9 protein-coding genes are annotated in these 12,659 nt (G+C 73.1%); 3 read left to right on the forward strand and 6 right to left on the reverse strand.

Features of this window, described 5'->3' with window-relative positions:
* The first annotated feature begins 184 nt into the window (after positions 1–184).
* Positions 185–3,379 (forward strand): S8 family serine peptidase, encoded by a 3,195-nt coding sequence (locus ABD223_RS31285; RefSeq protein ID WP_344040230.1) that lies wholly within the window; start codon positions 185–187, stop codon positions 3,377–3,379.
* Between the two features lie 115 nt (positions 3,380–3,494).
* Here the strand turns inward: ABD223_RS31285 and ABD223_RS31290 are convergent, their stop codons facing one another.
* The 3 genes from ABD223_RS31290 to ABD223_RS31300 all read right to left on the reverse strand — a co-directional run bounded on the left by ABD223_RS31290 (position 3,495) and on the right by ABD223_RS31300 (position 5,815).
* Complete coding sequence (locus ABD223_RS31290) at positions 3,495–3,917, reverse strand: lipoprotein (RefSeq protein ID WP_344040231.1); 423 nt, start codon at positions 3,915–3,917, stop codon at positions 3,495–3,497.
* Positions 3,918–3,993: 76 nt separating this feature from the next.
* Positions 3,994–5,133, reverse strand: coding sequence for a mechanosensitive ion channel family protein (locus ABD223_RS31295; protein ID WP_344040232.1), 1,140 nt, complete (start codon positions 5,131–5,133; stop codon positions 3,994–3,996).
* Positions 5,134–5,194: 61 nt separating this feature from the next.
* Positions 5,195–5,815 (reverse strand): TetR/AcrR family transcriptional regulator, encoded by a 621-nt coding sequence (locus tag ABD223_RS31300; protein ID WP_344040233.1) that lies wholly within the window; start codon positions 5,813–5,815, stop codon positions 5,195–5,197.
* A gap of 73 nt (positions 5,816–5,888) precedes the next feature.
* Here ABD223_RS31300 and ABD223_RS31305 point away from each other — a divergent pair, with 73 nt between their 5' ends.
* Entirely contained in the window at positions 5,889–6,719 is an 831-nt protein-coding gene (locus ABD223_RS31305; protein WP_344040234.1) for an alpha/beta fold hydrolase, read from the forward strand.
* On the opposite strand, the gene ABD223_RS31310 is transcribed toward ABD223_RS31305, so the two are convergent.
* From ABD223_RS31310 to ABD223_RS31320, 3 genes are all read right to left on the reverse strand, one after another.
* Positions 6,697–8,283 carry a DUF4153 domain-containing protein gene (locus ABD223_RS31310; protein ID WP_344040235.1) on the reverse strand — a complete coding sequence of 529 codons (1,587 nt, stop codon included), beginning with the start codon at positions 8,281–8,283 and terminating at the stop codon, positions 6,697–6,699. The two genes, ABD223_RS31305 and ABD223_RS31310, sit on opposite strands and share 23 nt — an antisense overlap.
* Positions 8,284–8,493: 210 nt before the next feature.
* A complete protein-coding gene (locus tag ABD223_RS31315; protein WP_344040236.1) occupies positions 8,494–9,507 on the reverse strand; it encodes a HAMP domain-containing sensor histidine kinase in 1,014 nt (337 codons plus the stop codon).
* A gap of 50 nt (positions 9,508–9,557) precedes the next feature.
* On the reverse strand, positions 9,558–10,241 hold the full coding sequence (locus ABD223_RS31320; RefSeq protein WP_344040238.1) for a response regulator: 684 nt from the start codon (positions 10,239–10,241) through the stop codon (positions 9,558–9,560).
* 215 nt (positions 10,242–10,456) lie between these two features.
* Here ABD223_RS31320 and recD2 point away from each other — a divergent pair, with 215 nt between their 5' ends.
* Positions 10,457–12,622 carry an SF1B family DNA helicase RecD2 gene (recD2, locus tag ABD223_RS31325; protein ID WP_344040239.1) on the forward strand — a complete coding sequence of 722 codons (2,166 nt, stop codon included), beginning with the start codon at positions 10,457–10,459 and terminating at the stop codon, positions 12,620–12,622.
* Positions 12,623–12,659 lie beyond the last annotated feature (37 nt).

The raw sequence follows: 12,659 nt of genomic DNA on the forward strand, positions 1-12,659 counted from the left end.
GCCGCACATTTCGCGCATTCGCGCAAGAGGCCGTTCAGTCCAATTAGGACTTTCCTGTTGCGCTGTTCGTCCTATTGTCCGGGCGAACCCGGGGGGATGTGCTTGCGCCAATCTTTTCCCACGAAGGGTTTGCGCCGTGATCAACTCGGTAAGCCGGTGGAGACACCGCACCGGTGCGGCCTTGATGGCCGCCGTGCTGGGCACCGCTGGGCTCGGTCTCACCGCCGGTCCGGCGGTCGCGCAGGAGGCGCCGACCGCGCCTGCGCCTGCGGACAAGCAGCTCGACAAGCAGGACCTGGAGCGGCTGGCCGAGGCCGAGCGCGCCGGCCAGGCGAACGTCACGCTCCTGGTCGCCGCCGAAGAGGGCCGGAGCGACTCCGCCGCCAACGACCTCAAGGCCCTCGGCGGCGTCGTCGAGGCCACCGAGCGGGAGGTCGACTACCTGCGGGTGTCGGTGCCGCGCGACAAGGCCGAGAAGGCCGCCAAGCTCGCCTCGGTGAACTCGGTGGACGTGGACGGCCTGGTCAAGCTGGACGACCCGCGCCCGGACGGCGCGACCACCCCGCTGCCGCAGCCGGCGCCGGGCGCGAAGACGCCCAAGAAGAACCCCTACATGCCGACGCAGGACACCAACGCGGCGCAGTTCACCGACCAGCACCCCAAGTGGGACGGCCGGGGCGCCACGATCGCGATCATGGACTCCGGCATCGACCTGGACCACCCGGCGCTGGCCACCACGTCGACCGGTGAGCGCAAGATCGTCGACTGGTACAACGCGAACGCCACGAACTCCGGCGACGGCACGTGGGTCCCCGTGGCCGGCTCGTACGTCGGCACGTTCACCAGCGGCGGCGCGACCTACAAGGCCCCGGCCACCGGCGGCCCCTTCAGCTTCGGCCTGTTCCGCGAGACGGCGGGCGACCTGGGCCTGGCCAACAGCGAGACCGGCGGCGACATCAACCGCGACGGCGACCGCGCGGACGCGTTCGGCGTGCTCCAGGACCGCACCACCAAGGTGGTCCGGGTGGACGTCGACGGTGACGGCGACTTCACCGACGAGACGCCGATGATCGACTACAAGGTCAAGAAGGACGTCGGCCACTTCGGCGCCGACAACCCGGCCACGCCGGTGCTCGACACCGTGGCGTTCGTGGTGCAGACCGACCGGTCGATCTACGACAACGGCGGCACCGCGTACGTCAACATCGGCATCTCCGCCGCCGCGCACGGCTCGCACGTCGCGGGCATCACGGCGGCGAACAAGATGTTCGGCGGCAAGATGCAGGGCGCGGCCCCCGGCGCGAAGCTGATGGCGGTCAAGGTCTGCCTGTCCACCCCGTCGTGCACCAACAGCGGCCTGATCGACGGCCTGCTGTACGCGGCGCGCAACGGCGCGGACGTCGTCAACATCTCGATCGGCGGCCTGCCGCCGCTCAACGACGGCAACAACGCCCGTGCGGAGATCTACAACCGCACGATCGAGGAGTACAACGTCCAGGTGTTCATCTCCGCCGGCAACAGCGGCGCGGGCGCGAACACCGTGGGCGACCCGTCGGTGGCCACCAACTCGATCAGCGTCGGCTCCTACATCACCAAGGGGACCTGGCTGTCGAACTACGGCTCGGTCACCTCGCAGAAGGAGGGCCTGCACGGCTTCTCCTCCCGCGGCCCGCGCGAGGACGGCGGCTTCAAGCCGAACATCGTCGCGCCCGGCTCGGCGATCTCGACCACCCCGCAGTGGCAGAACCCGGGCCCGGTGGCCGGCACCTTCGAGCTGCCCGCCGGCTACGCGATGCTGAACGGCACCTCGATGGCCGCGCCGCAGGCCGCCGGCGCGGCCGCGCTGCTGGTCTCCGCCTACAAGGCCGAGCACGACGGGCAGCGCCCGCCGGTGTCCGAGCTGCGCAACGCCATCCAGTCCGGCGCCAAGTGGGTGTCCTCGCTCCAGGCCTACGAGCAGGGCGCGGGCCTGTTCGACACCAAGAAGGCGTGGACGCAGCTCAACGCGCACCCGAACACCCAGGCCGTCACCACCTCGGTGGCCGTCAACACCCTGCTGTCGGGCCAGCTGGCCACCCCGAACACGGGTGTCGGCATCCACGACCGCGAGGGCGTGAAGGTCGGCCAGGAGTACACCCGCACCTACACCCTGACCCGCACCGCGGGCCCGAACCGCAACCAGCAGTTCCTGGTGAAGTGGCAGGGCAACGACGGCACGTTCTCGTCGAAGTCCCTGGTCACCCTGCCGCTGAACACGCCGGTCAAGTTCGACGTGAAGGTCAAGCCCCGGACCGCGGGCGCGCACTCGGCCGTGCTGAAGCTCGACAACCCCGGCACCCGCGGCATCGACGTGTTCACGCTGAACAGCGTGTTCGCGGCGGACGAGTTCACCGCGGCGGGCAAGTACTCGGTCACCAAGACCGGCGAGGTCGGCCGCAACCAGTCGAAGTCGTTCTTCGTGCGGGTGCCGGCGGGCGCCAGCGCGCTGAAGGTCGACATGGCGGCCGGCGGCGAGGCGGGCAAGGGCCAGGTCCGGTTCCTGCGCTACGACCCGTACGGCGTGCCGTTCGACACCACCTCGTCCACCAACTGCTACAACCCCGACGCGGGCGCGGGCTGCGCCGGTGGCTCGCCCACCAGCCGCACCGCGGGCAACCCGACGCCGGGCGTGTGGGAGATCGTGGTCGAGGCGCGGCGCACCTCCGACGCCGCCTCGGCGCCGTACTCGGTGACCGCGTCGGTGCTGGGCACCTCGATCAGCCCGAACCCCGACACCATCGAGTCGGTGACCGCGGGCACGCCGGTCGAGCGCTCCTACCAGGTGACCAACACGCTGGGCTCGTTCACCGGCAAGGTCGTCGGCGGGGCGCTGTCCAGCGCCCGCATCTCGCGGCCGACCATCGCCAATGCCGAGTCGCAGTTCTACGACGTGACCGTGCTGCCGGGCGCGACGCAGCTGCGCGCCACCATCGGCCGCCCGTCCGACGTGACCGCCGACCTCGACCTGTTCGTCCTGAACTGCACCAGCGGCACCTGCGTGCCGGCGGGGCAGCAGGCGGACGGCGACTCGGAGGAGTCGGTGACGGTCAACAACCCGGCGCCGGGCCTGTGGCGGGTCAACGTGGACGGCTTCGAGGTGCCCGCGGGCACCACGGAGTACGACTACATCGACCTGTTCGCCACGCCGGGCCTGGGCTCGATCCAGGTGACGGACGCGGACTCCGAGCGGATCGCCGGCGAGTCGTGGACGGTGCCGGGCGTGCTGACGGCCCTGGCCCCGGCCGGCGCCGGCCGGGTGCTGCGCGGTGAGCTGACCGTGCAGACCTCGGAGGGCGCGGTCATCGGCCGCGGCACGGTGCTCGTGCAGAACGTGGTCTGAACGTGGTCTGACGCTCGACGCAGGTGAAGGGCCGTCCCCGGTCAACCGGGGGCGGCCCTCGTCTTTCACGGCACGGGACCTCTCATGGCACGGGGCCTCTTACGGCACGGGCCTCTTACGGCGCGGGGTCGCCGTTGGACAGCGGTTCGTCCACGTCCACCTGCCGCACGCCCTCGACGGCGGGCACCCGCGCCACCTCGTCCACCGGCACGGTCGCGCGGACGTACCCGGCCCCGGCGTCCGCGGACTCGACGGTCGCGCCCAGTCCCCGCAGCCCGGCCGCGGCCCGTTCGACCTGCCCGGCCTCGGTGGAGACGGTCACCCCGACCGTCCGCGCGCCCTCGGCCTTCGCCCTGGCCAGCGCGTTCCGGGCCTGGGGGCTGAGCTTCACCGGCACCTCCGGGGCGGCGGACGGGATCGCGGCGGACGAGGGCGCGGGCGGGGTCGTGGCCACCTCGGACGCGTCGCCCGGCGCCGCGGGCCGCCCGCACCCCGCCAGGGCGAGCGCCAGGACCGCCACCGCCACCGGTTTCCGCATGAAGACCTCCGATCGGACCCGCTGACAGGACGGACCCGCCGACGAGCCGGGCCCGCTGACAGGACGGAACGCGGGGTCAGCCCGGTTGCAGCGGCTGGTCGGGCCCGCGGAACGCCTGCACGCGCTCCTGCCCGTCCCGGCTGTCGCCGAACACCCGGTTGTCCGACGCGCCGTTGGCCGCCGGCTCGACGGCCCGCCCGCCGGCGCGGGGCAGGTCGCGGACCCGCACCTGCGGCAGCGAACCGGGGTGGTTGGACCGCAGCCACGACACCAGGTGCTCGCGCACCACGCACCGCAGGTCCCACAGCCGCCCGGCGTCGGACGCGCTCACCAGCGCCCGCACCCGCACGAACGACCCCACCGCGTCGGTCACCTGGAGCACGCTCACCCGGCCGTCCCACAGGTCGCAGCCCTCCAGGGCGTGCCGCAGCTCCTGCCGCAGGTCCTCCACCGGCACGGTCCAGTCCAGGTCCAGCTCGACCGTGCCGAGCAGCGCCGACTGGGTGCGCGTCCAGTTCTCGAACGGCGTCTTCATGAAGTACGACGTGGGCAGGATGAGCCGCCGGTCGTCCCACAGGTGCACCACGACGTAGGTCAGCGTGATGTCCTCGATGCGGCCCCACTGCTTCTCCACGACCACCACGTCGTCGAGCCGCACGGCGTCGCTGAACGCGATCTGCACGCCCGCGAACACGTTGCCCAGCAGGGACTGCGCCGCCAGCGCCGCGATGGCGCCGATCACCGCGGTCGAGGCCAGTATCGAGGTGCCCGCGGACCTCGCGTCCGGGAACGTCATCAGCACCGCGGCCACCGCGAGCAGGCCCACCACGACCACGGTGACCCGCCGGATCAGCGTGATCTGGGTGTGCACGCGCCGCGCGTGCCGGTTGTCGGACACGTCGACCCGGATGCGCGCCAGGGTCGCGTCCTCGACCACCACCAGCAGCGCCGCGAGCAGCCAGGCGCCGGCGAGGATGAGCGCTATCCCCGTGACGTGCAGCGCGACGGGCCGCCAGTCGCCGCGGGCGACCACGCTCAGGGAGACCTGCACGGCCGACAGCACGGCCACGGCCAGCGCGGGCCGGTGGGCGTGCTCGGCCAGCTCGGCGAACAGCCTGGACCGCCGTCCCAGGCGGCGCACCACCCGGTGGACGAGCGTGACGACCACCAGCGCGACCAGCAGGGAGCCGGCGGACGTGATGACGGCTGCGAGCACGAAGGGGCACCTCCTCGTTCTTCGGGTACGTCTTCTGGGCCGTACCCACGAGTGGAGCAGTTCAGGCGCGTCGGAGGAAGTGTGCGATTTTCCCCACGAAAGCGACCAACCGGTCGGGCGTGAACCGCTCCGGGGCGGTGACGGCCAGCCGGCCCGCCATCTCGGCCAGCGCGAGCATGGCGTGACCGAGCAGCTCGGCGTCCAGGTCCGGGTCGCCCATGGCCTCGACGCCGAGGTCGGCCAGCTCGTCGACCTGCGCCAGCACCCGGCCCCGCACCAGCTCGACCTGCATCCGGAACTCCGGCGGGGTGCCCTCGGGCGGCACCAGGACCAGTCGCCAGCGGTCCGGGGCCGCCACCACCGCGTTGACGAACGCCCGGACGGCGTCGGTGTAGACGTCCTCGGGGGAGCGGTCGGCGAAGTCGGCGCCCGGGATGGCGGCCAGCACCTGGGCGGTGGCGCGCTCGGCCTCGCGCCGGAGCAGGGCGTCGAGCACCTCGGCCCGGTTCGCGTACAGCTCGTAGACCACGGGCTTGGTGACGCCGGCCTGCCTGGCCACGGCCTCCATGGTGAGCGCGTCGAACCCGCCGCGGGAGATGAGGGCGAGCGCGCCGTCCAGGAACTGCTCGCGCCGCTGCTCGGGAGGCAGGCGCGGGGCGTACTTCCGGCGCGTTGTGCTCACCGGGCCATATTGCTACGGTGTCGTAGCTTTTCCAAAGCTACGACACCGTAGCAATTCAGGGGGGCGGTCGGCCGTGTACGTGGAGTCCGACGGTGTGCGGCTGGCGGTGTTCGAGCGAGGAGACCGCTCCGCCCCGACCGTCCTGCTGGTGCACGGCTACCCCGACACGCACCACGTGTGGGACGGCGTGACCGACGTGCTGGCCGAGCGGTTCCACGTGGTCAGCTACGACGTGCGCGGCGCGGGCCGGTCCGGCGCGCCGCGCGGGCTGGCCGCCTACCGGCTGCCCGTGCTCGGCCGGGACCTCCTCGCGGTGGCCAGGGCGGTCAGCCCGGACGAGCCCGTGCACGTCGTCGGGCACGACTGGGGCTCCATCCAGGCGTGGGAGGCCGTGACCACCCCCGGCGCGCCCATCGCCTCCTACACCTCCATCTCCGGCCCCTGCCTCGACCACGTCGGGCACCGGATGCGCGGCAGCGCCAACCCGGACCAGCTGCGCCGCTCCTGGTACATCGCGGCGTTCCACCTGCCGTTCGTCGCGCCCCTGGTGTGGCGGCACGTCGTGGGCCCCCGCTGGGGCGAGGTCCTGCGGCGCGCCGAGGGCGTGACGGCGCCCGTGTCGCCGACCGTCGTGGAGGACGGCGTGCGCGGCATGGCCCTGTACCGGGCCAACTTCGTGCCACGGCTGCGCGCGCCGCGCGTGCGGCGGACGGACGTGCCGGTGCAGCTCGTGCACCCCCGGCACGACCGGTACGTGACCGAGTCCCTGACCAAGGGCGTCGAGCGGTGGGTGCCGCACCTGCGGCGGCGCGTCGTGGACGCCGGGCACTGGGCTCCGGTCACCCACGCCCGCGCCGTCGCCGAGCTGATCACCGAGCACGTCACCAGCGCCCGCACGGCCTGATCGGCACGTCGCGCGGGGACACGCCGCGCAGCGCTTCCCAGGCCTGCCGGCGACCCAGGTTCCAGGTGCGCCAGTCGTCCTGCTCGACGCGGCGGCCCTGGAGGGCGCAGGCGCGCAGCTCGCTCGGGAGGGTGACCAGCACGGGCACGGCGTCGTCGGACAGGCGGCTCAGGTAGGTCACGTCGATGTCGCCGGTCGCGCGCCAGCGGTCGACGTTCCGCTCGGCGGTGAACCGGTCGGGGTTGAGCGCGGCGATCGCGAGCAGCGCGGCCAGGCCCGTGCCCAGCACGGCCCGGGGCAACCACCGGCCGTCCAGCTCCACGCCCGCCGCCAGCACCAGCAGGTAGACCACGCCCAGCCACAGCTCGCAGGCCGACACCAGGACGCGCAGCACCGTGAAGCCGTAGGCCTGCTGGTACACCCACATGCGGGTCAGCGCGGACGCGACGATCACCAGCGTGAGCACGGCCAGCGCGCCCAGCAGCAGGCGCAGCAGCCGGCGGTCACCCGGCTCGTCCCGCCCGGCCCGGCGCGCCGCGGTCGCGATCACGCCCAGGGTCAGCGCGGTGACCAGCAGCAACTGCCAGAAACCGGAGCGGGCGTGCTGGGCGTAGGTCAGGCCCGTGGTGGCGAGGACGTGGTCGTCACCGCCGAACAGGGTGGAGACCTGCACGCCCACGAACGCGGCGAACAGCAGCACCAGCGCGCCCACCGGCAGCGCCCAGTCCCGGCGGGCCACCGGGCTCGCCGGCCCGCCGGGGGCGTTGGGGTCGTCGTCGGCGGTCAGCGGCACGGCGATCAGGCAGCACGAGCCGATCGCGCCCAAGCCGACCGCGAAGAACAGCGCGACCGACTGGGGCGGGGCTTCGGGCAGCGCGGAGGCGAGCAGGTCGGCGAAGGCCTGGTCGGCGCTCGCGAGCAGCGGGGTGAAGACCAGCAGCAGCCCGGCGGTGACCAGGGCGGGCCGCAGGAACGCCGGCGCGCCCCCCGCCCTGAGCCCGCGACCGAGCCACGGCACGGACCGCAGAGCGGCGACCGGCACGGCCACCGAGCCGACGAACAGGCCCCAGGGCGTGCGACCACCGGCGACGGCCAGGGAACCGGCGGCGCAGCCGGCGATCGCGCAGAGGGCGAACAGCCAGGAGGAGGCCGTGAAGGCGCCCGTGGCGAACAGGGCGACGGAGAGGACCGCCCAGCCGGGCCTGACCCGGCGGAGCAGGGCGAAGACGAGCAGGGCGGTGAGGAGCCAGCCCAGGCCGGGTCGGTCGGGCGGGAGGAGGACGGCGGCCCCGGTGCCGGCGGCGGCGCCGATCAGGAGGACGCGGGTGGGGGAGGGGTGGGAGAGGGCGGGGGGATTGGGGTCTGCGGGTGTGGGGCTGACGGGTGCGGGGTCGGAGGGTGCGGGGTCGGAGGGTGCGGGGTCGGAGGGTGCGGCGTCTGCGGGCGCGGGGCTGGCTGGTGTGGGTTCGGACGACGTGGGTTCGGACGATGTGGTTTCGGGGGGCGCGGGGTCGCACGGTGTGGGGTCTGGAGTTGCGGGGTCGTTGGGGCGGGCAGGGGACATCGAGGCCTCCGAGGGCGTGCGTCATCGCCCCCCGACAGCTTCCGGCGAGCCGAAAATGTCGGTGGTCAGTGGTTGAATGAAATCAGGGGGTCCCCTGGGCGAGGACCCGTGCGAAGCGGTGCGCCAGAGCGCCAGAGGTCGTTGGCGCCAGAGGTGGTGGGCGCCAGAGGTGGTGGGCGCCAGAGCCCCAGCCGAATCCTCAGCCGCCCCTCAACCCGCCCTGGCCGGGAGGGTCGCCCGGATCCGGCACCCGGGCCCGTCCACCACCGCGATCGTCCCGCCGTGCAGGTCGACCACCCAGCGGGCGATGTTCAGGCCCAGCCCGGTCCCACCGCCGACGGCCCGCTCACCCCTGGTGAACCGCTCGAACACCCGCTCCCGCTCACCCGGCGCGATCCCCGGCCCGTCGTCGGCGACCTCCAGCACCAGGTCCTCGCCCACCGACGCGGTGATCCGGACCTCGCCGCCCGCCGGGCCGTGGCGGGCCGCGTTGTCCAGCAGGTTCGCCACCACCTGCGCCAGCCGGCCCTCGTCCGCGTACACCACCGCCCCCGCCGGTGAGACGTCCACGGTGAACCGCACCTCCCGGGCCGCCACCGAGGCTTCCGCCACCACGTCCGCCAGCAGCGGTTCCAGGGGGAACTCCGCCCGGTCCAGCGGGTGGGCGCCGGCGTCGATGCGGGACAGGTCCAGCAGTTCCGCGACCAGCCGCCCGAGGCGCTCGGTCTGGGCCAGCGCCGTGCTCAGGGTGGTCGCGTCCGCCGGCGCCACGCCGTCCACGACGTTCTCCAGCACGTTCTGCAACGCCGTGATGGGCGTGCGCAGCTCGTGCGACACGTTCGCGATCAGCTCGCGCCGCTGCCGGTCGGCCGCGTCGAGGTCCGCCGACATCTGGTTGAACGCCGACGCCAGCTCGCCGACCTCGTCCCGCGCCGTCGCCCGCACGCGCCTGCTGTAGTCGCCGGCGCGCATCGCCCGGACCGCCGCCGTCATCTCGCGCAGCGGCCTGGTCATCCCGTGCGCCAGGACCTGCGAGGTCAGCACCACGATGGCCATCGTCCCGACCGTGGTGCCGGGCGGCAGCCAGCCGATCCGGTGCCAGAAGAACGCGAACCCGGCCGCGAACGCCGCCACCAGCAGGATGCCGATCTTCAACTTGATCGACCGCACCGGGTCCAGCGGCCTGGGCAGCAGCTCGGCGACCGCCGACACGGCCCTCGTCACGACCGAACCGGAACCCGCTCCCGCCCCGGCCGCCGAACCCGCCCCCGCCTTCACGACGACACCACCTTGGGCACCTCCAGCGCGTACCCGACGCCGTGCACGGTGCGGATCAGGTCCGCCCCGAGCTTGCGCCGCAACGCCTTGACGTGGCTGTCCACGGTCCGCGTCCCCGTGCCCTCCTGCCAGCCCCACACCTCGTTGAGCAGCCGTTCCCGCGACTGCACGGCCCGTGGCCGCTCGGCCAGGTGCACCAGCAGCTCGAACTCGGTCGGCGTCAGGTGCGCCTCCTCGCCGCCGCGCAGCACCCGGCGCTCCGCCAGGTCGATCTCCAGGTCGGCCAGCGCGATCCGGGCCGCCGACGCCGACACCGCCCGCTCCACCCGCCGCAGCAGCGCGTGCACCCGCGCGGCCAGCTCGCGCATGGAGAACGGCTTGGTCAGGTAGTCGTCCGCGCCGACGGCCAGCCCCACCAGCAGGTCGGTCTCGTCGCCGCGCGCGGTCAGCATGAGCACCGGCACGGGCCGCCGGGCCTGGACGCGGCGGCACACCTCCAGCCCGTCGAACCCGGGCAGCATCACGTCCAGCACCACGAGGTCCGCGTCGTGCGCCCGTTCGACGGCCGTCGGCCCGTCGTGCGCGAGCACGACCTCGAACCCCTCCGCCCGCAGCCGCGCGGCCACGGACTCGGCGATGGTCAGGTCGTCCTCGACCACCAGGACCCGGCGTGTCGTCACGCGTCCGACTGTAGGTGCGCGCCGTGGAGGCGAGCGGGGAAAGTTGTGAACGTCCTGTGGAGGGTGATCCGCCGTGGTCGAGAGCGGAACGACGCCGGAACAGGTGACCTGGGTCACGGGCCGATCGGGTCCGCGGCCCCGGGCTCCGAGAGCCGCACCGAGGGCCGCGGGACACCTGGCGCCCCGGTGTCGGCGCGGCCGCCTAGGGTGGCGGGGTGGGTGATGCCGTGCTGGAAGCGGTGCTGGAGAGGATCACGTTCGCCAACGAGGAGACCGGTTACACGGTCGCCCGCGTCGACACCGGGCGCGGTGGGGACCTGGTGACCGTGGTCGGCTCGTTGCTGGGCGCGCAGCCCGGCGAGTCGATCCGGATGCGCGGCCGGTGGGGCTCGCACCCCCAGTACGGCAAGCAGTTCGTCGTCGAGGACTACACGACCGTGCTGCCCGCGACCATCCAGGGCATCCGCCGCTACCTCGGGTCCGGCCTGATCAAGGGCATCGGGCCGGTGCTCGCCGACCGGATCGTCACCCACTTCGGCGTGGGCGCGCTGGACGTCATCGAGCACGAGCCGCAGCGGTTGGTCGAGGTGCCCAAGCTCGGGCCGAAGCGCACGAAGATGATCGCGGCGGCGTGGGAGGAGCAGAAGTCCATCAAGGAGGTCATGGTCTTCCTCCAGGGCGTCGGCGTGTCCACGTCACTGGCCGTGCGCATCTACAAGCAGTACGGCGACAAGGCCATCGACGTCGTGCGCGAGGAGCCCTACCGGCTCGCCAACGACGTGTGGGGCATCGGGTTCCGCACCGCCGACGTGATCGCCAAGGCCGTCGGCATCCCGCACGACAGCCCGCAGCGCGTCAAGGCGGGCCTCCAGTTCACGCTGGGCGAGGCCACCAACGACGGCAACTGCTACCTGCCCGAGAACGAGCTGATCGCCGCCGCGATCAAGATCCTCCAGGTGGACGCGGGCCTGGTCATCGACTGCCTGGCCGAGCTGGTCGCGGAGGAGGGCGTGGTCCGCGAGGTCATGCCGGACGGCGAGCCCGCGATCTACCTGATCGCGTTCCACCGCGCGGAGATCTCGCTGGCCAACCAGCTGCTGAGGCTGTTGGGCGCGGACGAGGAGCGGATGCCCGCGTTCCGGCGCGTCGACTGGGGGAAGGCGTTCGCGTGGCTGGGCGCGGAGCTGGAGGACCGGCAGCGCGCCGCCGTCCAGCTCGCCCTGACCCGCAAGGTCGCCGTGCTCACCGGCGGACCGGGGTGCGGCAAGAGCTTCACGGTCCGCTCGATCGTCAGGCTGGCGGTCGCCAAGGGCGCGCGCGTGGTGCTCGCCGCGCCCACCGGCCGCGCGGCCAAGCGCCTGACCGAGCTGACCGGCCACGAGGCCCGCACCGTGCACCGGCTGCTGGAGCTGAAGCCCGGCGGTGACGCCGCCTACGACCGCGAGCGGCCGCTCGACGCGGACCTGGTCGTGGTGGACGAGGCGTCGATGCTCGACCTGTTGCTGGCCAACAAGCTGGTCAAGGCCGTCGCGCCGGGCGCGCACCTGCTGCTCGTCGGCGACGTCGACCAGCTGCCCTCGGTCGGCGCGGGCGAGGTGCTGCGGGACGTGCTGGCGGACGGCGGGCCCGTGCCGAACGTGCGCCTGACCCACATCTTCCGCCAGGCGCAGCAGTCCGGCGTGGTGACCAACGCGCACCGCATCAACAACGGCGACCACCCCGTCGTGCAAGGCCTGCCGGACTTCTTCCTGTTCCCGGCGGAGGAGGCCGAGGACGCGGCGGCGGTGACGGTCGACGTGGTCGCCAACCGCATCCCGCGCAAGTTCGGCCTGAAACCGCGCACGGACGTGCAGGTGCTCGCGCCGATGCACCGGGGTCCCGCGGGCGCGGGCGGGCTCAACGCGTTGTTGCAGGAGGCCCTGACGCCCTCGAAGCCGGACCTGCCCGAGCGCCGCTTCGGCGGCCGGGTGTTCCGGGTCGGGGACAAGGTCACCCAGATGCGCAACAACTACGACAAGAACGTGTTCAACGGGACCGTCGGGGTGGTCACGGCGATCGACGCGGTGGAGCAGAGGCTGACCGTTCGGACCGACGAGGAAGAGGACGTGGACTACGAGTTCGGCGAGCTGGACGAGTTGACCCACGCCTACGCCATGACGATTCACCGCTCACAGGGCAGTGAATACCCCTGTGTGGTCATTCCAATCACGAATTCCGCGTGGATGATGCTCCAGCGCAACCTCCTCTACACGGCGGTCACCCGCGCCAAGAAGCTCGTGGTGCTGGTCGGGTCGCGCAAGGCCATCGGGCAGGCGGTCCGCACCGTGGGCGCGGGGCGGCGGCACACGGCGCTGGACCACCGCCTCGCCCGGGAGCTGTGAGCGCCGCGCCGCGCCTTTGTCGTTGCGCGCCAACGGA

It is taken from the genome of Saccharothrix xinjiangensis, assembly GCF_039527585.1.
Classification (GTDB): domain Bacteria; phylum Actinomycetota; class Actinomycetes; order Mycobacteriales; family Pseudonocardiaceae; genus Actinosynnema; species Actinosynnema xinjiangensis.